21 protein-coding genes are annotated in these 23,089 nt (G+C 43.1%); 17 read left to right on the top strand and 4 right to left on the bottom strand.

All coding sequences use genetic code 11. The features are described 5' to 3' along the window. The first annotated feature begins 244 nt into the window (after nucleotides 1-244). The 6 genes from Q7P33_RS07785 to Q7P33_RS07760 all read left to right on the top strand — a co-directional run bounded on the left by Q7P33_RS07785 (nucleotide 245) and on the right by Q7P33_RS07760 (nucleotide 6,833). Nucleotides 245-598 (top strand): hypothetical protein, encoded by a 354-nt coding sequence (locus Q7P33_RS07785; protein ID WP_303869018.1) that lies wholly within the window; start codon nucleotides 245-247, stop codon nucleotides 596-598. Nucleotides 599-768: 170 nt separating this feature from the next. Beyond that, complete coding sequence (locus Q7P33_RS07780; RefSeq protein WP_303869016.1) at nucleotides 769-2,643, top strand: hypothetical protein; 1,875 nt, start codon at nucleotides 769-771, stop codon at nucleotides 2,641-2,643. A gap of 164 nt (nucleotides 2,644-2,807) precedes the next feature. Then, nucleotides 2,808-3,419, top strand: a complete 612-nt coding sequence (locus Q7P33_RS07775) for a dienelactone hydrolase family protein (protein WP_303869014.1) — start codon at nucleotides 2,808-2,810, stop codon at nucleotides 3,417-3,419. A 30-nt stretch (nucleotides 3,420-3,449) separates the two neighbouring features. Then, nucleotides 3,450-4,178 carry an NAD-dependent protein deacylase gene (locus Q7P33_RS07770; RefSeq protein WP_303869013.1) on the top strand — a complete coding sequence of 243 codons (729 nt, stop codon included), beginning with the start codon at nucleotides 3,450-3,452 and terminating at the stop codon, nucleotides 4,176-4,178. Nucleotides 4,179-4,187: 9 nt separating this feature from the next. Beyond that, on the top strand, nucleotides 4,188-5,426 hold the full coding sequence (locus Q7P33_RS07765) for a CdaR family transcriptional regulator (protein ID WP_303869010.1): 1,239 nt from the start codon (nucleotides 4,188-4,190) through the stop codon (nucleotides 5,424-5,426). A gap of 465 nt (nucleotides 5,427-5,891) precedes the next feature. Then, nucleotides 5,892-6,833, top strand: coding sequence for a hypothetical protein (locus Q7P33_RS07760; RefSeq protein ID WP_303869008.1), 942 nt, complete (start codon nucleotides 5,892-5,894; stop codon nucleotides 6,831-6,833). 61 nt (nucleotides 6,834-6,894) lie between these two features. On the opposite strand, the gene Q7P33_RS07755 is transcribed toward Q7P33_RS07760, so the two are convergent. From Q7P33_RS07755 to Q7P33_RS07740, 4 genes are all read right to left on the bottom strand, one after another. Continuing rightward, nucleotides 6,895-7,980, bottom strand: a complete 1,086-nt coding sequence (locus Q7P33_RS07755) for a hypothetical protein (RefSeq protein ID WP_303869006.1) — start codon at nucleotides 7,978-7,980, stop codon at nucleotides 6,895-6,897. A 167-nt stretch (nucleotides 7,981-8,147) separates the two neighbouring features. After that, complete coding sequence (locus tag Q7P33_RS07750; protein ID WP_303869004.1) at nucleotides 8,148-8,552, bottom strand: formylmethanofuran dehydrogenase subunit E family protein; 405 nt, start codon at nucleotides 8,550-8,552, stop codon at nucleotides 8,148-8,150. Between the two features lie 61 nt (nucleotides 8,553-8,613). Next, nucleotides 8,614-9,972 (bottom strand): PFL family protein, encoded by a 1,359-nt coding sequence (locus Q7P33_RS07745; protein ID WP_303869002.1) that lies wholly within the window; start codon nucleotides 9,970-9,972, stop codon nucleotides 8,614-8,616. An 11-nt stretch (nucleotides 9,973-9,983) separates the two neighbouring features. Continuing rightward, nucleotides 9,984-10,253, bottom strand: a complete 270-nt coding sequence (locus Q7P33_RS07740) for an ACT domain-containing protein (RefSeq protein WP_070371092.1) — start codon at nucleotides 10,251-10,253, stop codon at nucleotides 9,984-9,986. A gap of 271 nt (nucleotides 10,254-10,524) precedes the next feature. Here Q7P33_RS07740 and mraZ point away from each other — a divergent pair, with 271 nt between their 5' ends. The 11 genes from mraZ (at nucleotide 10,525) to ftsZ (ending at nucleotide 23,086) form a co-directional block, all read left to right on the top strand. Beyond that, nucleotides 10,525-10,956, top strand: coding sequence for a division/cell wall cluster transcriptional repressor MraZ (gene mraZ, locus Q7P33_RS07735; protein ID WP_070371091.1), 432 nt, complete (start codon nucleotides 10,525-10,527; stop codon nucleotides 10,954-10,956). Next, entirely contained in the window at nucleotides 10,957-11,913 is a 957-nt protein-coding gene (rsmH, locus tag Q7P33_RS07730; protein WP_303868998.1) for a 16S rRNA (cytosine(1402)-N(4))-methyltransferase RsmH, read from the top strand. Between the two features lie 15 nt (nucleotides 11,914-11,928). Beyond that, a complete protein-coding gene (locus Q7P33_RS07725; protein WP_303868996.1) occupies nucleotides 11,929-12,312 on the top strand; it encodes a hypothetical protein in 384 nt (127 codons plus the stop codon). A 60-nt stretch (nucleotides 12,313-12,372) separates the two neighbouring features. Then, nucleotides 12,373-14,781: a PASTA domain-containing penicillin-binding protein gene (locus Q7P33_RS07720; RefSeq protein WP_303868994.1), complete on the top strand. Its 2,409-nt coding sequence runs from the start codon at nucleotides 12,373-12,375 to the stop codon at nucleotides 14,779-14,781. Nucleotides 14,782-14,873: 92 nt separating this feature from the next. Continuing rightward, entirely contained in the window at nucleotides 14,874-16,319 is a 1,446-nt protein-coding gene (murF, locus tag Q7P33_RS07715; RefSeq protein ID WP_303868992.1) for a UDP-N-acetylmuramoyl-tripeptide--D-alanyl-D-alanine ligase, read from the top strand. Then, complete coding sequence (gene mraY, locus Q7P33_RS07710; protein ID WP_303868990.1) at nucleotides 16,310-17,284, top strand: phospho-N-acetylmuramoyl-pentapeptide-transferase; 975 nt, start codon at nucleotides 16,310-16,312, stop codon at nucleotides 17,282-17,284. The genes murF and mraY overlap by 10 nt, the downstream gene beginning before the upstream one ends. An 11-nt stretch (nucleotides 17,285-17,295) precedes the next feature. Then, nucleotides 17,296-18,657, top strand: a complete 1,362-nt coding sequence (murD, locus tag Q7P33_RS07705) for a UDP-N-acetylmuramoyl-L-alanine--D-glutamate ligase (RefSeq protein WP_303868988.1) — start codon at nucleotides 17,296-17,298, stop codon at nucleotides 18,655-18,657. A gap of 18 nt (nucleotides 18,658-18,675) precedes the next feature. Then, on the top strand, nucleotides 18,676-19,815 hold the full coding sequence (gene ftsW, locus Q7P33_RS07700; protein WP_303868986.1) for a putative lipid II flippase FtsW: 1,140 nt from the start codon (nucleotides 18,676-18,678) through the stop codon (nucleotides 19,813-19,815). A gap of 3 nt (nucleotides 19,816-19,818) precedes the next feature. Continuing rightward, entirely contained in the window at nucleotides 19,819-20,922 is a 1,104-nt protein-coding gene (murG, locus tag Q7P33_RS07695; RefSeq protein WP_303868984.1) for an undecaprenyldiphospho-muramoylpentapeptide beta-N-acetylglucosaminyltransferase, read from the top strand. After that, complete coding sequence (locus Q7P33_RS07690; RefSeq protein ID WP_303868982.1) at nucleotides 20,922-21,767, top strand: cell division protein FtsQ/DivIB; 846 nt, start codon at nucleotides 20,922-20,924, stop codon at nucleotides 21,765-21,767. Before murG ends, Q7P33_RS07690 begins: the two co-directional genes overlap by 1 nt. A 266-nt stretch (nucleotides 21,768-22,033) precedes the next feature. After that, nucleotides 22,034-23,086: a cell division protein FtsZ gene (ftsZ, locus tag Q7P33_RS07685; RefSeq protein ID WP_035356806.1), complete on the top strand. Its 1,053-nt coding sequence runs from the start codon at nucleotides 22,034-22,036 to the stop codon at nucleotides 23,084-23,086. Nucleotides 23,087-23,089: the final 3 nt, after the last annotated feature.

Here is a 23,089-nt window from a genome sequence, read left to right as displayed (position 1 = left end):
AATTGAGAGCCTGATTCAAGTTCACTTGAAATCAATGTTTATGTCTGTATTTTTTTATGGGGCGAAGCCCCAAACGGAGGCGCAGCACAGCGGAGCCGGAGTTGCACAGCTCCATTAAGCGGGAGTAACTGTAGGAGATGTTTGAGGCGAATGTATACTTAACTATCGATAACATGAGCTATTCATGTTATAATAAAAAAATGCATTAATATAATTTTAGTAGTGAATACTTTGGGAGCTGATAATGAAAAAAAACTTACTATTATTATTGCCGGCATTACCATATCTGGTAATGACAGCCGTGATCTTTTTTGTCGTGCCGATGCTGGAGCCGGATTCAAAATATTTTCAGTTCTTTATGCTTTTGATTATTCCCGGATATTGTCTAATAGCTGGGTTTTTATATGGATTTAAAAATGGAATCGTCTGGTTTTACCCGCTTTTTATAAGTATCATTTTTCTACCACTGGTAGCCTCGATAATTGGTGTGAAAGTAGTTATATATGGCTGCATATATGGGAGTGTATCATTAGTGGGGATGATTTTGGGAAACCTTTTCAAAAAAAAGAAAGATGATGATTTCGACGCACAGGAATAAGCCACTGCTGCTTCGTCAACCGCAAAAAAAGGGTGTCAACAGTGATTGAAGCGAATGGTTGAATGTGATAAAATATAAAAATTATAAATGAATTAGATGCCTTATAATAATCATCATTAAATGAGATAATCTGCTGTAGACTAAAATTAATAACGTTAAAGAGGTGTAAGATGGATGAAGTTGGATTTTTAGAAAAACTCAGGTACAAATTTGACAATCTGATGTCAAAAGGAACAGGTATACTATTATTGTCATTAGCCAGTGCGACGGCAATTATGATTGCCGTGATTTCTTTGATCGTCTGGATTACTCAATCTGGACCAACCTCAAGTTTTACTGAGCTTCTGTGGATGGGATTAATGCGTGCCATTGATTCGGGAACGGTCAGTGGAGATACCGGTAGTGCGGGTTATATCTTTTTGATGTTTGTTACAACCCTTGGTGGTATCTTTATTCTCAGTATCCTGATCGGGATTTTGACAACTGGGATTGAAGCAAAATTGGATTCACTGAGAAAAGGAAGATCCCGGGTAATTGAAAGGGATCAAACCATTATTCTGGGATGGTCTGAACAAATTTTTACAATTATTGAGGAATTGATTGAAGCGAACAGCAATCGCAAGCATGCTTGTATTGTAGTGATGGGGAATCATGATAAGTCTGAAATGGATGACGCCATTCGTGAGCGAATCACCGATCTAAAAACCACCCGAATCGTCACCCGACAGGGAAATCCAATCGATATTGATGACTTAGAAATTGTCAGTCTAAACACATCCCGCTCGATAATCATCATGCCTGAGGATGACACGCGGGTAATAAAGACGATTCTGGCTATTACCAATAATCCGAATAAGCGAAATGAACCGTATAATATTGTGACTGTTTTACGCGATCCAGAAAATGTTCAAGTGGCACAAATTGCCGGAAATAATCAGGCGGAAATAATCCTCAGTGATACACTCATCTCCCGTATAATTGCTCAAACCTGCCGTCAACCAGGTCTTTCAACTGTTTACACAGAGTTGTTGGATTTTGGTGGAGATGAAATATATTTCAGTAATTGTGAAGAAACGATTGGTAAAGCATTTGGCGAAACGTTGTTTATGTTTGAGAAATCAACGGTGATTGGTATTCAGTCACAGGGAAAAACGTATTTAAATCCGCCAATGGACACTGTACTAAAACCTGGAGACCAAATTATTGCCATTTCAGAAGATGATGATACGATTAAAGTTAGCCTCGAACAGCAATACTCTATTGAAACGGATGCAATTCTTCAAAACCCATCATTTGAACCGGATAGTCCGGAAAAAACGTTAATTTTGGGTTGGAATGATAATGCGCACTTAATTATTCAGGAGATTGATAACTATGTACCGCAAGGTTCGATTCTGACTGTTGTGTCAGATTGCGTTGAAACCGAAGATTTTCAGATGGCCCTCAGTCGGGTAGTTAATCAAAATATCGAATTACTGAAAGGTGATCCTAAAGATCGCGGGATTTTAGATGAATTGATGGTAAAGAATTACGATCATGTTATTATTCTTTCTAATAACTCTAAACTTGATGTTCAGGAATCGGATGCCAATACTCTGGTTGTGTTGCTCCAACTCCGGGATATTTCTGAAAAAATGAACTGTCGCTTTTCAGTTGTCAGTGAAATGCTGGATTTTAGAAATAAAAAACTGGCCGAAGTAACACGAGTGAATGATTTTATTGTCAGCGAAAAACTGATCAGTTTGATGTTGACACAGGTTTCCGAAAACAGGATGATTAATACTGTATTTGAAGATTTGTTTGATGCAGATGGTTCGGAGCTTTATATTAAAAAGGCGTCAAAATACCTTCAACCTGGCAAAACAGTTCATTACTATTCACTGGTTGAAGCGGCAAAACGAAAGAACGAAATAGTTATTGGTTATGTGATTGCCGAAGAACAAAAGGATGCAAAAAAGAATTATGGTATTTATATCAATCCCAGCAAATCAACAATGGTTAGTTTGGGAGAAAAAGATGGTTTAATTGTGATTGCTGAAGATTAATCAAGGCGGTCAATAGATGAGAATGTTGTTTTTTCAGTAATAAAAGTCGCCGCAGGAAGGATTTTTTGCGGTGGCTTTTTCGTGAGTTTGATGATTTTATATTGCTTAATATGAAAGGGTGCTATGATCATAAATAAATGCTGTCGCACAGCGGTTTTAAAGAAATGAGATTCATAAAAATGATTGGTCAACGATCAGAAACTAAACAAGCGGTAGTGATTATCCCCGAAATATATGGCATGAACCAGTATATTTACGATTGGGTTGATTTTTTTAGAGAACGGAATTTTGATTCGTTCTGTGTGGATTTAAGTCAGAAAGAACGTGTCTATCAATACACACATAATTGTGAAGCATACCAGGCTTTTATTGATAAAAATGGCTTTATGACATATCAGGAGATCGAAATCGATATGCTTGAACTCAGGAAAGATTACAATAAAGTTATTGTTTTCGGATCAAGTGTGGGAGCAACAGTCGCTTGGCGTTTGACAGAAAACCCAAATTGTGATGGAATGATTGGTTTTTATGGGTCACGAATCAGGGATTATCTTGATGTCAGCCCAGTCTGTCCCTGCCTGCTAATTTTTCCGGAACAGGAGACTTCGTTTGAGGTTCGCTCAATCATTCCCCGACTTAATCAGAAGGACAAGGTTGATGTTCATGTTTTGGCAGGATGTCATGGATTTGCGGACCGATATGGAGACTATTATTGTGAACAGTCGGCAAATAGGGGGCTGGATATGGTAAACTATTTCCTGAGAAAAATAGATTAACAAAAGATATTTATGAAAAGAGGTCGAATCATGAACGAGATCGAAATGTTACAAGAAATGATTGCCAAGGCTGGAAATATTGTATTTTTTGGTGGCGCTGGCGTATCTACAGAAAGTGGTATTCCCGACTTTCGAAGCGTCGATGGGCTCTACAATCAGACTTACAGTTATCCACCGGAAACGATTCTTTCCCATGAATTTTTTATCAATAATACGGAAGAATTCTATCGTTTTTACCGAAATAAAATGCTCTATCTCCAGGCAAAACCCAATGATGCCCATCAGAAACTGGCAGAGTTGGAAAAACAACAGGTCTTGACGGCAGTCATCACTCAGAATATTGATGGGCTCCATCAATTGGCTGGTAGTAAAAGGGTGCTTGAACTGCATGGATCAGTTCATCGCAATTACTGTATGCGCTGTCATCAGTTTTATCCCGTGCAGATGATAGAAGAAAGTCGGGGAGTGCCTCTTTGTAGTTGTGGCGGAACCATCAAACCGGATGTGGTATTATATGGGGAAGGGCTCGATAGCGATGTGATGAATCAGGCGGTTGCCGCCATCAGAAATGCTGAAGTATTGATTATTGGCGGAACGTCGTTGGGAGTTTACCCGGCGGCAGGACTAATCGATTATTACCGGGGGCGGAATCTGGTGCTGGTCAATAAATCCTCAACTCCGATGGATTCCCGGGCTAACCTCATCATCAATGATAGCATTGGCAAGGTATTTAAACAATTGAAATGGAGAAAAAAGTAAAACACAACGATGGAAAGTCAAACTGAACTGAGATACCGACAGAGCAATCGCTTATTAAGTCTATTACTGGATAACCACACGGTCGAAGATGTGGTGGAAACCATCAGTTATTTGATGGAAAAACCGGTGGTTTTTATTGATATAAACTTTTCCATTCGTGGCATGAGCCGAACCAACGAGATCACCGATCCCTCCTGGAATTTAGCCATCGCCAAAGGTTTTTGCAGCCATGAGTTTATTTTTGAAATTGTCAACATTGAAGAAGTCAAACGTTTCCCAAAGGAACGAACACCCTATATCGTCGGGCTGGAAAGTGAGTCGAAGGTATTGGTGTCTCCAGTGATCATCCGGGAAAAGTATGCCGGAGCGATGGTTATGTTTTTTCAAGATGCGGAAGTGACAAATCAGCATTTAGAGTTGCTGCTTTTGGCCAATGAGGTGTTAACGGAGATTATTCTAAAAATCCCACAATATAAATATATTCGTGGAAACATGAATGAGGGCATTCTGATGGATTTAATTGAAGGCCGGGATAAGGAAAATGCCGATTTTAAATCCTGGGTTCTGGAATCGGAGCTGAACAGCAGTAACAATTTGTGTGTGTTGGTGTCGGAGCAAAATGACGATAGTCTTTATCAGGAGGGAATCAAAGATTCGTTGAGAGATGATTTGTATCATGTTTTTCCGAAATCCCACGCAATTTTTTATGGCAATCAAATGGTTGTTTTATGTACCGACCTGGAAAAAGAAAAAACCGAAAAAGGAATCAGACGGCTGAAGAGTTTTATGGAAAAACACGCCCTACGAATTGGCATGAGTGATTTCTTTAATGGGATCGAAAATTTTCAGTACTATTATTTACAGGCGGGGGCAGCCATCCGGATTGGTTTGTCTGTTCATCAAAAAAAGCGACTCTACACTTATGGAGATTACAAGTTTTTTCACTTGATTGAGAAGATTCATGGTGACAAACGAAATAATATTAAGGACTTTGTGCAAAGCAGCTTACTGATCCTTGACAAATATGACAGTCAGCACCAATCTGAATTGTTCTATACGTTAAACACTCTGATTGATCATGGATGTAATTACAAAGAAACCTGCGCAGAGCTCCACATTCATCGCAATACGCTTAGCTATCGCATGGAACGGATTAAGGCTCTCACTCAGCTTGATCTTGCTGATCCGAAGGTTCAATTTGATCTGGCTTACTCGTTTCGAATTTTAGAATTTTTAAGACATCAATAAGTGTGGGCAGGAATGGGAGTTATGTAAAAAAGAATTCATAAAACGTGTGTCGAAGGCCTGATTTATCTGTGCAGTGCGCACAGATAAATCAGATGTTTTTGTAACCAGAGGCTGATGATTTTAGCTTTAAAATAGGGTATGATTACACATAGGGATTGTGACCCCTGTTTAGAATGGCGTAAAGTTTATACTAAACCCCTTATTTTAAGAGAGCTCAGGCTCTTTTTTTATTTTGAGAAGAATACGTGTTAGATCATAAAACAGTTTGATGGGCATTGTTGAAGCACTTGAGGATGATCATTTGAGTTGTGATTAATGCACAAAGATGAATAGATATTTTGGTAATGATGACCATAGTAAAATTTTGCTCTTCTTGTTAAACTGATCTTGTAAACATTATCAGAGCCACTCGATGAACGTTAATGTGTTTACGATAATCTGAATACGATTAAAAGGAGAAAAGAAATGGACTTAACATTATTAATTGCTGCATTTGGCGGTGGGCTGTTTGCAGCTGCCATCGGCGGCGTGCCATCATTTATTTTTACCGGGTTGACAGTTGTTGCCGCAATTCTTGCCGGAGATTTCGGAGCGCCAGCGATTGGTATCGTCAGCTTTGGATCATGGTTCTCGCCATGTATTGCTTTTGCTGGTGCCGTAGCGGCTGCCGGTTATGCTAAAAAAATTGGAAAATTGGAGGTCGGTGGCGACATTATCACACCACTTGCTGGTTTAAAAGACACTTCTGTGTTGCTGGTTGGCGGAATCTTTGGTATTATTGGTTATTTATTAAACTTTACTATCGGCACCCTAATTGGGGCAAATGTATTTGGATCAGCAGCCTGGACCGATACGGTTGCATTAAGCGTGGTAATTTCTGCGATTCTGGTGCGCTTACTTTTCACAAATTCTGGTTTAACCGGAAAAACACCAGCCGGTGTGACTCGACATTATCTGCCGCAGGGTTCAGACATGATTTTCACACTGGTACTCGGCGCCGGATTTGGTATTCTGGTTGGTGGAATTGTGGCAGCTTTTGGAAATATGGCGCTGGCCGGTTCTGATGAAGCCGCTTATATTTTTTCACAGATGGGTGGCTTTGCTTTTGGGATTGCCGCATTTGGACTGATTTTTGCCTGTATGGGACTACCCTTCTATGGCTGTCATCATATCGTATTGCCGGCAGCATCCACCGCTATCGTTGTTTTCTCAGGTACATTAAGCCCAGTGGCAGCGATTATTGCCGCCGCAATCACCGGGGTTTTAGGTGCTTTAATCGGAGAGTTTGCCGGGTTAACCTTTAACAGTTATGCAGATAGCCACATTGACCCGCCAGCTTGTACGATCTGGGTGCTGCAATTGATTAATTTTTCCGTATTACCATTAATTTTACCATCTATTATGTAGTTTATCATCGAGTGGTAGAGACTTTTGCTTCGGCAGAAGTCTTTTTTTTTGTGTACGTTCATTACTTTATAGATAAATTTCGTTGTAAATTGACGACGAAATCCTGTATATTGGTGATAATTGATTTGGAGCTGAGGCTGCCCCGATCTTTGAGTTTATTAACTACAAATTCGGAGATATCAACAGTATAAAAATAAACCGGTCGCACTGCGCCATCAATGACCTGGTAGGAGGGGGTCATGTTCCCAGTGGCAATGGTATGGAGTTGGGTTGCCAGACAGATGATTGTGGTGGCTTTTCTGGTGTGCACCCGTAGCGCATCCTGGGCGCTGTAAACATCTGCATAGACGCCCGGTAAGGGACCGTCATCCCGAATCGAACCGGCTAAAATCAGGGGAATGTTATTAGTAATACAGGAACTGACGATGCCATCAGTGATTTTATATTTTTCGATTAGATTTTTCAGGGAACCACAGCTCCTCGCTCGATTGATGGTTTCGATATGATGATAGTGACCCAGGGACTTGTTTTCTTTGGAGTAAATGTCCTGCCCCAAAGCGGTGTTAAAAAAGTGGGATTCCAAATCGTGGGTCGCCAGAGCGTTGCCAGCAAAGAGGGCATCGACGTAGCCCATCTCGATCAGATGCGTCATGGCATTGCGGGAGTCCTGATCAAAGGTAACCGCCGGGCCGAGAACCCACAAAATATAGCCGTTCTCACGTTCGAATTCGAGTAATTCATAAAGTCGGTCATAGTCCCGGGAGTAAGCGGTTTCCCGGGAGTTTGACGTTCGAAACGAAAAGTTATCACCATCTGCCTGCTTTTTTCTGAAGGCAAAATGATCGACATAAACGCCGTTTTCGCCGTCTTCATGACGTCCAACCACAACCGCATCGCCTTTCTTGACATTTCTGAATTCGATGGCATGAGGCCGATCATCGGCGATCACGACCACGCAGTCCATCCGACTTTCAGCCATTAGCTGCCAGCTATCATGAATTTTAAAATATTCGGGGAAGATCGTGGTGGCATAAAAGTTTTCCGGTACCACCCCGTCAAGGGGAGCCGGCATTGTCCGAACACTGGGGGCTTTAACAAAAAAGCTTTCTGTAAAATCAGGAGCTGTGTAAGTTGGCAGAGTAAACATCGCTATACCTCGTTCGATAATTATAGGTTTATTGGTTGCCTTATTATATCATATCAGCGTAGCCGACTGATATCATAAATCGGTGATTGCGTGGCGATTAAAAAAACACCGCCACGCTCAGTTGCTACAGACTGAGCTAGACGGTGTTCTTAAAACGATCAAGTGGATTAAGCCTGTTCAGGCAATTCAAAATGGGGTTTTTCAAAATCAAATAAATTTGATGCATCAGGTTCATTCAGCAGAAAGTCTTCCATTTCATCACGTTCCATAGGTGGCAGTTCTTTTAAAATCAATCGGACACTCGCCCCGGTGGTCTGATTAAAAACTGAAAAAGCCTGTTTCCCGCCTTTAATGAAGAACAGGTTACCTTTTTCGCCAGTGCATTCCAGTACCACCCGGATTCCATCAACACTGCAGGATTCATTCTCGGCGACACAAACAATGTTGTCATTGTTGTTCATATCGAGAGAGAGCGCTTTGATCGCCTCCAGTGAAGCCCGGACGCCAATCGCCAGGCCAGGACAGTGATGTCCGTGATAGGTTACACATTTTTCCCATAATTCTTGATTCATTTCGTTACTCCTTGTATAAAATAGGAGACCTGCTGTTGCAGGCCTCCTGGGTTATCCTTTGTTAGTTTTTAAAGCTGTGAATCGGCGCTGGAATCTGACCACCACGGTTTACAAAAACCGAACAGTCATTTTTATTCACTGGCATAATCGGAGCTCGCCCCAGAAGTCCACCAAATTCAGCAGTATCGCCAACGTCTTTGCCATAAACGGGAATTACCCGAACCCCGGTGGTTTTATTGTTGATAACGCCGATAGCGGCTTCATCAGCTAAAATACCAGAGATGGTGGAAGCTGGCGTATCGCCAGGGATGGCGACCATGTCGATCCCAACTGAACAGACGCTGGTCATGGCTTCCAGTTTATCAAAGGTCAGAGCGCCGCATTCGACTGCTTCAATCATCCCTTCGTCTTCACTGACTGGGATAAAGGCTCCGCTGAAGCCGCCTACCGAGGTGGAGGCCATAATACCACCTTTTTTAACGGCGTCATTAAGCATCGCCAGCGCTGCGGTAGTACCATGAGTACCACAGTGTTCCAGGCCCATTTCTTCAAGAATTCGGGCCACGCTGTCGCCGATTTCCGGAGTTGGTGCCAGAGATAAATCTAAAATACCGAAGGGGACATTCAGGCGTTCAGCTACTGTTGTACCAACCAGATGGCCAGCCCGGGTAATTTTGAAAGCGGTTTTTTTGATAATTTCAGCCATTTCGCCAAAGGAGGCATCCTGGGCTTTTTCCAGAGCCCGTTTGACAACCCCAGGGCCACTAACCCCGACATTGAGAACCGATTCGGCTTCACCAACACCATGGAAGGCACCGGCCATAAAGGGATTATCTTCAACTGCATTGGCAAAGGCCACAAACTTGGCACAGCCAATCGAGTCAGCATCCCGGGTCAGGTAGGCGGTTTCTTTAATGACCTCGCCCAGCCGTTTAACAGCATCCATGTTAATACCGGCTTTTGAAGAACCAAGATTGACCGATGAACAGACGCAGTTGGTGGTTGCCAGAGCTTCAGGAATGGAGTCGATCAGAATCCGGTCGCCCTTGGTGAAACCCTTGGGAACCAGGGCTGAAAAACCGCCGATAAAGTTAATCCCGACGGTTGCGGCAGCAGCATCGAGGATTTTGGCGTATTCAACATAATTAAGGTCATCGCTGCTTCCTGCGATGAGCGAAATTGGGGTTACCGAGATGCGTTTATTGACAATCGGGATTCCTAATTCATTTTCAATTCGTTCCCCTTCTTTAACCAGGTTTTCGGCTAAGCGGGTGATCTTGTCATAAATCATCTGGCGGCTTTTGGCTCCGGAGGAATCAATGCAGTCCAGCAATGAAATTCCCATGGTGATGGTACGGATGTCCAATCGCTCTTTTTCAATCATTCTTACCGTCTCAAGGACGTCTTTAAACATTGCCATAATCAGGCCGCCTAAATGGTGTGCATGGCATTGAAAAGATCTTCATGCTGAATACGGATTGACATCCCGATGTCTTCGCCAACGGTTTCCAGGGCGTTTTTCAGGACATTAAAATCGACAGACATATTTGACATGTCCACAAGCATGATCATCGTGAAAAAATCATGCATAACGGTCTGGCTGATGTCTTCAATATTGACTTCATTTTCAGCCAGAATTTTAGATACATTATAAATTATTCCGGTGCGGTCTTTTCCAATAACCGTAACTACTGCTCTCATTTTAAATAACTCCTTAATTTTCATTATTTTATTAGTTTAAACCAAAACTCGTACAATCACAAGTTATAATGTAGAAATTAGGAACAATCAGTAACAACCGAATTTATTTTTAAGCTATTTGATATAAAATTAATACAAATGTAGGGAATTTTTAACAAAATAATTCTTTGTTTTTTGCTTAATAGCCGCATTCGTAACTTGTGAAGGGTGGTGGAGTGTGGTATAATGTGGAAGAAAATGGAAGAACGAAGTAAGAAGGAGGAGGATCTGAATGTTTTTTGGAGAGTATGAACATAATATCGACGACAAGGGACGATTGATCATTCCTTCAAAATTCAGAGAATCTCTGGGCGGAGAATTTGTTCTAACAAAAGGACTGGATTGCTGCCTGTTTGTTTTTTCCATGGAAGAGTGGGGTAATTTTGAAAGCAAATTAAAAGCGCTACCGGTATCGGATAAGGATGCCCGGGCGTTTACCCGATTTTTCTTTGCTGGTGCAGCTGACTGCGAATTGGATCGACAGGGTCGAGCCAGCATACCACTTTCTTTACGAAAATATGCAAAAATTACAAAAGAGGTAACGATTATCGGGGTGTCAAATCGTCTGGAAATTTGGGACAGCCAACTATGGACGGATTATAACGATAACGAAGACTTAAACTACGAGGACATTGCCAATAACATGGCAATGCTGGGAATATAAATGAAACCACAAACATTTTCACATACCACCGTGTTATTACGGGAATCCATTGACGGTCTGGACATCAAACCAAAGGGCATCTATGTGGATTGCACTCTGGGTGGTGGTGGGCATTCCCAGTGGATTTGTGAGTCGCTCGATGAAAGCGGCATTTTGGTTGGTATCGATCAGGATGATTTCGCTTTGGCGTATGCTAAAAATCGTTTGGCGGGGTTTGCCTGTCAGCGACATTTTGTAAAAAGTAATTTTGCCAGTTTAGCCAAGGTTCTAAAGGGCCTCCATCTCTTTGGGATCGACGGTATTCTATATGACCTCGGGGTTTCGTCATTTCAACTGGATGACGATACCCGGGGCTTTTCTTATCATAACGATGGTCCGCTGGACATGCGGATGAACCAATCGGCAGCGTTAACAGCTGAAATGGTGGTAAATGACTATGCTCCCGGAGAACTGAAAAAAATACTGTTTCTTTATGGCGAAGAAAAATTTGCCAGTCAAATCGTTAAAGCGATTGTTAAGTCAAGAGCGCTTAAGCGAATCACAACCACCCTGGAGTTAAGCGAAATTGTCAAAAGTGCTTATCCGCCAAGGGAACGTTTTAAGGAAAAACACCCTTCACGCAAAACTTTTCAGGCTATTCGGCTTGAAGTTAATGGTGAACTAAAGATATTGGAAGATGCTTTAACACAGGGACTTGATGCGCTTAAACCAGGTGGCAGAATGTGTGTTATCACGTTTCATTCTCTGGAGGATCGGGTGGTAAAGCAATTGTTTAAAGAGAAAGCCAACCCCTGTACCTGTCCTTCGGATTTTCCCCAATGTGTATGTGGGAAATCCCCGCTAATTAAGCTTGTTTCCAGAAAACCAATTGTCCCAGGGGCTGATGAGCTCGAAGAAAACCGCCGCTCGCGCAGTGCCAAGCTACGAATTGTCGAAAAGCTGGGAACCGAAAGTTAAACAAAGGAGTGTTCCATGGCAACCACGCAAAAAAGAGTCAAAATGCCAAAACAAAATAGAAAACGGATGACCACGAGTTCATATGTGATGATCATTGGTTTGTTGGCTTTTGCAGCGATGATCGGCATCTTGTTTCAACATGCGGTCATAACTGAAAAAAACACTGAAATCAGGGAGCTTCAGAAAACTCTGGAGGATGCTGTACAGGTTAATGACAGCAAAGAGGGTCAGCTGGTAACCAACATGAACCTTCAATCGATTGAGGCGCAGGCCAGAGGTTATGGGATGACTGAGCCGGTTCAGGAGCAATATCGGCGGGAGCTGGTAACTGAAAAAGCGGACGAGTCACTAATGACTGACTCACAAATTGTGAAGAGTTGGTTTGAAAATTTGTTTTAGTTAGGTTTTTTTTAAGCTGAATCAGGTAAGCTTAACTAAATAAAAATGTGGAGAAAAAATGTGAATATAAAAAAGAAGGCACAACGAGAGATTGGACCGGTCGGCAAACAGAATCGCATTATGATTGCCATGGTTGTACTTTCATTGTGCTTAATTATTGTTATCGGGAAATTATTTTCCCTACAAATTGTAAATTCAACCGGAAAATATGAACGGCAAGTGGATCAGCTTGTTGAAGAAGTACCTATTAAGGCCTCCCGTGGTGACATTTATGACCGCAACAAAAATGTGCTGGCCAAGGATTCTTCGGCTACGGCGGTTAACGTCATTCCTTATGAGGTTGAAGACCCGGAACGTCTGGCTAAAACACTCAGTAGCAAACTGGGCTTGAAGATTGAAGATATTCAGAAAAAGATCTCAGTGCTGGAGAATGACATCGTCGAGGTAAAAACTGGGATCAGCCAAGGTACGGCGGTCATTGTACTCAGTCATAATTTTGCCGGGGTGACGATTGAAGATGGCACCTTATATTTTGAACCGATCAATATAAAAGATCCCGAGGCAGTGGCATCGGCAATTGCTAAAGATCTGGATTATAACTACGAGACGCTTTATGATAAAGCCACCAGAAAAGAAAACCAGCCGGTGCTGATTTTAGGGAAGGTGGATAACGCTCTGGCGTTGGAAATCAAAGAATCGGAAGCGATTAAGGATGAAGATGGTGATATAGAGAGTTACAATGGCATTGAACTGCTAGATGATTATCGGCGGTATTATACCAACGGTAACTTCGCCTCCTATATTCTTGGTTTTACCGGTACGGACTATAGTGGCCTCTATGGTGTTGAAGCAACGTATGATGATGTTTTAAGTGGTGAAGACGGGGTTGTTTATTTTCAGAAAGATGCTGATGGCAACCAAATTCCATCCCAAACCAAAATATTAAAAGAACCTGTTCAGGGGGAAGATATTGTCTTAACCATCGACAGTAATATTCAGCTGATGGCTGAAAAGGCGGTGGAAGAAGCGGCTGCAACCTGGAAAACGAAGAGTGTAACGGCGATCGTTATGGAAACAAAAACCGGGGAAGTAGTGGCCATGGCTACCACTCCGGATTATAACCTCAACGATCCGTTTACTTTGGATGCCAATTTTGCAGCCACCCATGCAGCGGATTTGACAGGCAAAACCGAACAGGAAAAACTGGCTGAGATGTATAAGAACCAGGCTGTCAGTTTTATCTACGAACCGGGTTCGACCTTTAAAGCCCTGACCGGGGCGGCCGCTCTGGAAGAAGGGGTGGTTACCCCAGATACAGTGGTTTATTGTGGGGGATCAATTCAAATTGGCGATGCCGTTATCAATTGCGCCACTGGTCCTCATGGCAGTGTTACCGTATCGGATGCCATTGCCCATTCCTGTAATCCCGGACTGGTACAGATTATTGAAAAATTGAATCCAGACGTTTTCTATCAGTATGTCTACAATTTTGGATTGGGTGAAACCACCGGAATTGAGTTGGATGGTGAAGAAGCCGGGATTGTCAATCGGTTATCCACAGCCAATGGTGGTGTCAATGAAGTAGATTATGCGACCTTTTCATTTGGGCAGGGTTTGGCAGTAACGCCGATTCAAATCGTCAGTGCCTTGAATTGTGTCGTTAATAATGGGTACTATGTCAAACCGACCATTATTTCCAGCGAAACCAAGGGACAGGCAAGTGAGTCACCGAAACAGATTATTTCAAAGGAAACATCGGCTGCCACCAGAGAAATCATGCGCAAGGTGGTGGGATATGATGCCGATATGACCGCACTTTCAGAAGGTTACAGCATTGGTGGGAAAACCGGGACGGCTGAAAAATTCATCAATGGTGAGTATTCCAGTTCCAAGTATGTTACTTCCTTTTATTGCTTTTCCCCGGTGGAAGATCCCAAGTATTCAGTGTATGTCGTATTGGATGAGCCGGCGGCAGGCGCCTATGGTAGCACCAGTGCGGCGCCAACTGCCATCAGTCTGATCAAACAGGCGCTTAATTATAACTCTGCAGATACGACACTCAGTGGAACAACCGCTGAAGAAATTCAAAAAGGAACCATTACGGTACCTGACCTGGTCGGACAGAACATTGATTTTGCAGCCAGTATTCTTAATGAAAAGGGAATAAAATATGTCGTCGATCCAGCCACCAGCGGCTCCACCGTGGTCAGTCAAAGCTTGCCCACCAATTCGGTTTACGATCCAAATAGTGAATTGATCCTGGCGTTGGGAAATGATGACAGTACGGCAGCTGGAACGGTCATTGTTCCTGATTTAAAAGGGTTATCGATTCAAAGTGCCAATGAAATCCTCACAGGATTGGGACTTAATCTTAAGATAACCGGGAATGGTTTTGCATCAAGTCAGACGCCAGCCGCAACAACTGTTGTGGAAAAGGGCAGTGACGTCAGCGTAACATTCACCCCATAAAAGATGAAAAGAAAAGCGAGGGGGAAATCCTTGCTTTTCTTTATGTTTAAAGTTTGATATAATATCAAGGTCTTTTTGGGCAAGGGGGTTTGTTGATAGAACGGCACAACGCCGATGAACGGACTCAAATACGAAAGAAAGTTCAGGTAGTATCCATGGAAAGTATCAGTATTGATGAAATACTTCAGATAACCCGGGGAGAATTACTCCAGGGTAATCCTGCAATATCGATTGGAAATGTGGCCATCGACAGCCGCAAAATTAAAAATAATGCGTTATATGTTCCCATTATCGGGGAAACAAATAACGGTCATGATTACATCAGTCAGGCCTTCTCAAATGGTGCCATGGTTTGTCTGACACAGGAAAAAAACCGATCGTTTCCGTCAGAAATGACAGTTATTTATGTGGTCTCCACCCTGGCGGCGATGAAAGCGCTGGCCAGCTTTAACCGGCATCGTTACAATCTGCCAGTGATCGCCATAACTGGTAGCAGCGGCAAGACAACTACTAAAGACCTGGTAGCCGCAGTGCTGACGCAAAAGTTTAATACGTTAAAAACGGAAGGAAACTTTAATAATGAGTACGGTATTCCCCAGACCTTATTTAATTTGGAACCAAAGCATCAAATTGCTGTGATTGAAATGGGCATGGATCACCTGGGAGATATAAAAAAATCGATTGAATTGGTGGATCCATCGATCAGTGTGATCACCAATGTCGGTCTTAGTCATATTGAACGCCTGGGAACCCAGGATAATATTTTTCTGGCAAAAAAAGAAATTCTCCAAACTTTAGCGGCTGATGGTATAGCGTATATAAATGGTGATGATGATTTTTTAAAGAAGATAAAAACAGAGAAGAATCCATACCAGGTTAGAACCTTTGGGATTGATGGTGAACATGATGTTAAGGCTACGCACTATACATCAACTCAAGAAGGTCTAAAAATCCAGGTAGCGTGGGAAGGACGCAATGAGAGCTATACATTTAACTACCCCGGGAGACATAATGTTTATAATTGTCTGGTAGCAATCGGCTTGGGATATTTTTATGGGATGACCCAAGCAGAAATTCAAAGAGGGTTGGATGCCTTTGTCCCCAGCGGCAACCGGATGGATATTTCCACGATGGGCTCAATCAAGGTGATCAATGACTCATACAATGCCAATCCGGATGCGATGAGAGCCTCGTTGGATGTATTGGCGGCGCTGGGACGTGACTACCAGCGAAAGATTGCCATTCTTGGAGATATGCTGGAAATGGGCGAACATGGGCCGGCTGCCCATGTCGAAGTGGGAAACTATGCCAGGGATAAAGTAGACCTTCTAATCGGTGTTGGCGAGCTGGGACAGGCGATTTGTCAGGGTTATGATCATGCCGGAACAGTTTATCAGGCTGCGGATGCGTTGTCAGCTGGTACGTGTTTAAAAGCGCTCATCCAGCCGGGCGATATCATTCTGATCAAAGCCTCCCGGGGGATGCGATTGGAACGGGTGATTGATTTTATTAAGGAAGGTGGGAAAGAATGGAGATGACAAGTTTGCAAACAGGGTTGATCAGTCTGCTGATTTCCTTTTTGGTTGTCTATTTTGTGACACCCCGCTTTATTCCGATGCTCAAACGCCTGAAATTCGGGCAGGCGATCCGGGAAGAAGGCCCGCAAAGCCATCTGGAGAAATCGGGTACGCCAACCATGGGGGGGGTGGTGATTCAATTGGGCGTTCTGGTGGCGTTTAGTGTTTTGTCGGCGCTGATCGGAAGCTGGGATTTTTTCCCGGTTCTGGTGATGCTCTATTTTGGTTGTATCGGGTTTATTGATGATTATATTAAGGTGGCAAAAAAACATAATCTGGGATTGCGGGCCTGGCAGAAAATGGCGTTGCAATGTATTGGTGCGCTGGTCATTGCCCTCTACGCATATTATTCACCAGCCATTGGTTCGGAACTGGTGGTACCGCTACTGAACCGGACTGTTGATTTTGGAATATGGTATGTGCCCTTTACTATTTTTGCAGTGGTATCAATTGTCAATGCCGTTAATTTAACCGATGGTTTGGACGGATTGGCATCAGGCGTTACCCTGATTGTTGCTATTTTCTTTTTTGTGGGTTCACTGATTCTGCCCCAGGCCAATACCAGTATTTTTATTGGTGCCATCATTGGTGGCTGTTTGGGCTTTTTAAGACATAATTCAAATCCGGCAGACATTTTTATGGGAGACACCGGTTCGATGGCATTGGGGGGAGCTGTTGTGGTTATGGCAATCATCACCCAGTTGCAGATTTTTTTGCTGATTGCCGGAGCATTGTTTGTCATCGAGGCGTTATCGGTTGTCATTCAGGTGGGCTATTTTAAATCCACCGGGGGAAAGCGATTTTTTAAGATGGCTCCGATTCATCATCATTTCGAACTGTCAGGCTGGAGCGAAACCCGGGTTGTCACCGTTTTTTGGGTCGCCACCGCTATTTTTGTAACCATTGCATTTATTTGTTTAGGATAGGAGAACGCACTATGAGAAAAAGGACCCTGGTGATAGGAGCCGCACGGAGTGGGGTTGCAGTCACTGAATTATTATTAAAACACGGCGAAGCAGTGGTGTTAACGGACACCCGGGCGGCAGGGATAGTTTTAAAAGAGTTTCCCCAGATTCTGGATTATGAAAAAAACCCTGATTTTGAGTCAATCTTTGGAATGCAACCAGGTCTGGAGATTTTAAAGGTGATTGACGAAGTGGTGGTCAGTCCGGGGGTTCCTCTGATTATTCCAGTTATTCAAGCGGCCTACGAACAGGGTATTCCTGTCACTGGAGAGGTTGAGGCAGCCTATCGATTGACAAGAACACCTTTTATTGCGGTTACTGGAACCAATGGAAAAACCACCACCACGACGCTGCTGGGAGAAATATTCAAAGCCTCCGGCCGGGGAACCTATGTGGTGGGAAATATCGGCGATCCGATTACCAACTATGTCGACAGTGCTACCACCGATGAAGTCTTTGTGACCGAAATCAGCAGCTTTCAACTGGAGACCATTCATACCTTTCGGCCCCGGGCGGCAGCGATTCTCAATCTGACCCCCGATCATCTGGATCGGCACCTGACGATGGAGAATTATGTGAATGCCAAGGGACGAATCTTTGAAAATCAAACGAGTGAAGATCTGCTGGTACTCAATGGCGATGATCACTTAGTCTGTCAATTGGGTGAAAAGGCAGTTACAAAAAAGGCAGTGTTCAGTTATCAAAAAACGGTTGATTATGGGGCCTGGTGTTTAAATGGCGAAATCTATATCAATGACGGTCAGGAAAAGATCTTTGTTTGTCGGGAAGACGAGCTGGGTATCATCGGGCCCCACAACACCATGAATGCCCTGGCAGCACTGACTCTGGCTTATTTTTCAGGCGTTCAGCTGGATGTTATTGTAGCGGTGCTTAAAGCTTTTGAAGGCGTGGAACATCGGCTGGAAATGGTTGGTTGTTTTGCGGGAGTGACCTATATCAACGACTCCAAAGGCACCAATACCAATGCTACCATTACGGCTCTCAATGCAGTGAAAGAACCGATTATTCTGCTGGCCGGAGGCTATGATAAAAAGGAAGATTATTCCGAACTGATGGAACTGGTGGCAAAACGGGTTAAACAACTGATTGTTTTAGGTGTGACCGCTGAGGATCTGATTAAAGCGGCTAAAGCCAAGGGCGTTAGAGCCATCACCAAGGTGGACAATTACGAGGAAGCCGTTGCCTGTGCCAAAGCGCAAGCAGTGTCCGGTGATACCGTCTTGTTATCGCCTGCCTGTGCCAGCTGGGACATGTTTGACAATTATGAGATCCGTGGTCGGGTATTCAAACGATTGGTGATCGAAAATCAATAAGAAACCGAGGAGTAAACCATGAAGAATGGAAAAATAGATCGCCCCTTTTTGATTGCCCTGATGCTGTTGGCGGGTATCGGGGTGATTATGGTATTTAGTGCCAGCATGTACTCATCCACAATCAGTGGCGAAAAAGGCTATGCCCTGTTCTTGAAACAACTGGTTTTTGTCATTTTGGGTGTGACCGTCATGGGGATCATGAGTAGGATTGATTACCGGGTTTATAAAAAATACTATCTGGTGGGCATTGTGATTTCTGTTTTTCTATTGATTATTGTTTTAATCCCAGGAATCGGATTAAAGGTAAATGATGCCAGGCGGTGGATCGATTTTAAAGTGACTACCTTTCAGCCGTCGGAATTAGCCAAGGTCGCTGTAATACTTTATATGAGTACGGTTATTTCCCGAAAACCCGGAATTATTAAAGAAAACATGCCATTTTTATTAAATTGCATGCTGCCACTGGGACTGATCTGCGGGCTGACTGCCATTGAACCATCGCTAAGTGCAGCCATGGCGATTGCGCTGGCTGCCGGTGGGGTGTTTTATTTTGGCGGGATAAAATTCAAACTTTTCTACCCCTATCTGGGTTTTGGATTATTGGCGGTGGCCGGTTTAATGATCGCTGAACCCTGGCGGCTCGATCGTTTCAATGTTTTTTTGGGCAAAGGTGGATATGATTATCAGATCTCCCAGTCGCTCTTAGCAATCGGGACGGGAGGAATCTTTGGCCGAGGCTTGGGTAATGGCAAACAGAAGTATCTGTTTTTGCCGGAGTTACAGAATGATTTTATCTTTGCCAACATCGCCGAAGAATTCGGTTTTATTGGCTGTTTGCTGGTTTTGGGCGTATTTGCCTTTGTCATCTGGCGGGGCTTTCAGATTGCCCAAAAATCTCAGGACACCTTCGCTTATCTGTATACCAGCAGCGTTATGCTGCTGCTGGCATTTCAGGTATTGGTTAATATTGGGGTGGCTTCAGCGATTATCCCGGTAACCGGGATGGCCCTGCCCTTTATCAGTGCCGGTGGTTCCTCAATGGTTATTCTATTTGGGATGATGGGGCCGATTCTAAATATTTCCAGAAATGTTGATCTTGGCAAAAAACTGGAGCTGACCAGAAAGCCAGCAGCGAACAAGAAAAAGATTGTGAGGTAGACGGTGAAAGTACTGATTGCAGCCGGCGGAACCGGGGGACATATCTATCCGGGACTGGCCATTGCTGAAAAGATAAAAACAGAAAATCCCGGAGCCGAGATTATCTTTATTGGATCAATGGTGGGAATGGAAAAGAATATTATTCCTCAGTATGGCTATCCGATTGAGTATATTCGGGTCAGGGGTTTTGAACGAAAAGCTTCCCTGGAAACATTGGCAGCAATTAAAGGAATTTTTGACGGACTCAACGATGCCAAAAAAATAATTGCAAAACACAAGCCGGATCTGGTGATTGGTACTGGCGGTTTTACCGCTGGACCGTTGTTGTTAATTGCCAGTCGTCGAAAGATCAAAACGATGATCCATGAACAGAATGCCTATCCCGGCAAAACCAATTTAATGCTGGGTAAACGGGTTGATCGAATTGCCATTAGTTTTAAAGAGGCGAAACAATATTTTCCCGGAGAGCGAACCTTTCTGGCCGGAAACCCGGTGCGGGCAGAATATCATCAAATCGACCGCTGTGAATTGCGAAAGCATTTGAATCTTTCTGACACTCAAAAAATGGTGCTGATCATGGGAGGCAGTCAGGGGGCTGGTTCCATCAATCAGAGTGCACTATCGCTGATTGCATCCTATCAGAATCGGGAGGATCGGATCATTTATCATTTAACTGGAAAAGATCAGTACCAGTTGATAAAAAAAGAAGTTGAAAACTTCGGACTTTCCCCATCCGGCCATGTTTTCGTGGAAGCTTACAGTAATGAAGTACACCGTCTTTTAGGTGCGGCGGATCTGGTGATCAGTCGTTCAGGAGCGATGTCAGTGGCGGAAATTCAGGCGATGGGAGTACCTTCAATTCTGGTACCTTACCCAATGGCTGCCGGAAATCATCAGGAATTCAATGCCCGGGTGATTACTGATCCAGGCGGTGGGGTTCTGATTAAGGACAAAGATCTGACTGGAGCGCTGTTGATTCAAATGGTTGAAACGCTATTGGATGACGACAAAAAACGTCAGACTATGGGTCAAATTACGAAAGAGCTGAGTATAAATAATGCCGGAGATCGGATTTATGATGAAATCAAGAAATTAATGGAGAATTAATGAAACGATCAAAGAAGAAGAAACCCAAAGATAAAATCATCAATAAACCGCAAAACTACGAGCCGACAAAGCAGGAGCTTCGGGAGCAACGGCGTCGGCAACGCAAAGCAAATAAGCGAAAACGGATCATGAAAGGGTTGATTACGATTCTGGTTATTCTAGGGGTAATTGGTGCGATCAGTTTTGGCGCTTATCAGGCTGTTAACCTGGGGATATTTAATATTGCAGAAATCGAAGTGGTCGGAAATGAGATTATTGATACTGAGACCGTTGTAAAAGCATCGGGCATCAACGTGGGCGAAAGTATTTTTTTGATCGATGTCAATCAGGCAAATTACAATATTAATTCACTGATGAATCTGGATGAATTGGAAATATCCAAAATCATGCCCAATAAGATTCTGATCCGCATGGTTGAGTCGGTACCGATTTGTGCGGTCAATTATGATAACAAGGTTTATTATCTCACTGAAGACAAAAAACTGATCGAAGACGGAGAATATTTAAGAAAAACGGATATCCCATTAGTTTTTGGCAGTGATGCAGTATCCATATCGGAGATTGGTAAGGAAGTAGTGGTTGAGCCCTACTGGCGTTTTGACACCGTAATGAATATTCTGAAAGATCTAAAGAGTGACGGTAACTTGGCGAAGATATCCGAGGTGCGGATGACGGATGTGAACACTTATGAAATTGTCACCAAAAATGGAACAGTCATTATTCTTTGGGATTATGATAATTATATGGATAATAAGCCTTATATTCAGACAAATCTGGATAAAAATACCAGTAACATGATTATTAATCTGGCAGCAGGGACAAAACCAGTCATTAAACCCCGCTAAGCGTTTGGGACAGCCCGGCATTTTGTCAAGTTATTTCTGTGAATAATAAAATATTAACGTTATTTTACTTAATTTATTATTCAATAGTTGAAAAATTTGTCAATAAAGGTTAATATAAAGGAGTGAACATTTCTTTAACCCTGAATACGGGAAGGCGATGTTTTAAACGATTAAAAGCAACTGAAATTAGCAAAGTGTTTCAGAAAAAAAGATACAAGCAATATCAATTTAGTAGGGAAAGCTGTTTAGTAAGAGGAGGAATAAAAGTGTTTGAATTAGATGGGAATTACGATAATTTTGCAAAAATTCGGGTTATAGGTGTTGGTGGTGGCGGAAATAATGCCATTAATCGCATGATTGAAGCCGGAATGAAGGGCGTGGATTTTATTGCGATCAATACCGATAAGCAAGCCCTGGCTTTAGCTTTGTCTGAAAAGAAACTTCAAATTGGAGAAAAAATAACTCAAGGACTCGGTTCCGGAGGGAATCCTGAGATTGGACAGAAAGCTGCTGAAGAAAGCAAAGATGCCATTGCCGATATGATCAAAGACACTGATCTTCTGTTTTTAACAGCTGGTATGGGTGGTGGAACTGGCTCTGGAGCAGCTCCGATTATTGCAAAAATCGCCAAAGATATGGGCATTTTAACCATTGGTGTGGTTACCAAGCCATTTTCTTTTGAAGGCCGGGTGCGGATGCGTAATGCTCAGATTGCCAGTGAGTTTTTACAGGAAAATGTCGATTCGCTGGTAACAATTCCAAATGACCGGTTATTAAGAATGGCCGATAAATCAACCTCGCTAAAAGATGCCTTTAAATTGGCCGATGATGTTCTGCTTCAGGGGGTTAAGAGTATTTCCGATCTGATCGCTATGCCAGGTCTGATCAGTCTTGATTTTGCCGATGTCAAAACAATTATGAAAGACACCGGTCTCGCTCATATGGGTGTTGGTCGGGCAACCGGTGATAACCGAGCTGAAGAAGCTGCTAAACAAGCGATTCTCAGTCCACTGTTGGAAACCCAGATTGATGGTGCAACCGGCGTACTGCTTAATATCACTGCGGGTGAAGACCTGTCATTATTTGAAGTGGATAAGGCTGCCAGCATCGCCAGAGAAGCGTCCGATCCAGATGCCAACGTTATTTTTGGAGCAACCATTGATGAATCTCTTGGCGATGAAATCAAGATTACCGTTATTGCTACCGGTTTTTTATCCGGCGGTGAAAAAGAAAAGAAAGCCGTTATTAAAAAAGTTGTCAAGAGTGCCAATGATTCCGTTGGTGAATTTTCAATTCCAGATTTTCTGACTCAAGAATAATCC

The sequence above is a fragment of the Acetobacterium wieringae genome, assembly GCF_026646375.1.
Classification (GTDB): Bacteria; Bacillota; Clostridia; order Eubacteriales; family Eubacteriaceae; genus Acetobacterium; species Acetobacterium wieringae_A.
The sequence above is the reverse complement of the archived record's forward strand: the minus strand, read 5'-3'. Positions and strand labels throughout refer to the sequence as shown.

Excerpts from the sequence above, each read along its gene's own strand:
- murD (WP_303868988.1), top strand. The coding sequence starts at position 17,296 with ATGAGAAAAAGGACCCTGGTGATAGGAGCCGCACGGAGTGGGGTTGCA.
- Q7P33_RS07785 (WP_303869018.1), top strand. The coding sequence starts at position 245 with ATGAAAAAAAACTTACTATTATTATTGCCGGCATTACCATATCTGGTA.
- Q7P33_RS07765 (WP_303869010.1), top strand. The coding sequence starts at position 4,188 with ATGGAAAGTCAAACTGAACTGAGATACCGACAGAGCAATCGCTTATTA.
- mraZ (WP_070371091.1), top strand. The coding sequence starts at position 10,525 with ATGTTTTTTGGAGAGTATGAACATAATATCGACGACAAGGGACGATTG.
- Q7P33_RS07750 (WP_303869004.1), bottom strand. The coding sequence starts at position 8,552 with ATGAATCAAGAATTATGGGAAAAATGTGTAACCTATCACGGACATCAC.
- rsmH (WP_303868998.1), top strand. The coding sequence starts at position 10,957 with ATGAAACCACAAACATTTTCACATACCACCGTGTTATTACGGGAATCC.
- Q7P33_RS07740 (WP_070371092.1), bottom strand. The coding sequence starts at position 10,253 with ATGAGAGCAGTAGTTACGGTTATTGGAAAAGACCGCACCGGAATAATT.
- Q7P33_RS07760 (WP_303869008.1), top strand. The coding sequence starts at position 5,892 with ATGGACTTAACATTATTAATTGCTGCATTTGGCGGTGGGCTGTTTGCA.
- ftsW (WP_303868986.1), top strand. The coding sequence starts at position 18,676 with ATGAAGAATGGAAAAATAGATCGCCCCTTTTTGATTGCCCTGATGCTG.
- Q7P33_RS07755 (WP_303869006.1), bottom strand. The coding sequence starts at position 7,980 with ATGTTTACTCTGCCAACTTACACAGCTCCTGATTTTACAGAAAGCTTT.
- Q7P33_RS07745 (WP_303869002.1), bottom strand. The coding sequence starts at position 9,972 with ATGGCAATGTTTAAAGACGTCCTTGAGACGGTAAGAATGATTGAAAAA.
- Q7P33_RS07770 (WP_303869013.1), top strand. The coding sequence starts at position 3,450 with ATGAACGAGATCGAAATGTTACAAGAAATGATTGCCAAGGCTGGAAAT.
- Q7P33_RS07775 (WP_303869014.1), top strand. The coding sequence starts at position 2,808 with ATGAGATTCATAAAAATGATTGGTCAACGATCAGAAACTAAACAAGCG.
- Q7P33_RS07690 (WP_303868982.1), top strand. The coding sequence starts at position 20,922 with ATGAAACGATCAAAGAAGAAGAAACCCAAAGATAAAATCATCAATAAA.
- Q7P33_RS07780 (WP_303869016.1), top strand. The coding sequence starts at position 769 with ATGGATGAAGTTGGATTTTTAGAAAAACTCAGGTACAAATTTGACAAT.
- Q7P33_RS07725 (WP_303868996.1), top strand. The coding sequence starts at position 11,929 with ATGGCAACCACGCAAAAAAGAGTCAAAATGCCAAAACAAAATAGAAAA.
- mraY (WP_303868990.1), top strand. The coding sequence starts at position 16,310 with ATGGAGATGACAAGTTTGCAAACAGGGTTGATCAGTCTGCTGATTTCC.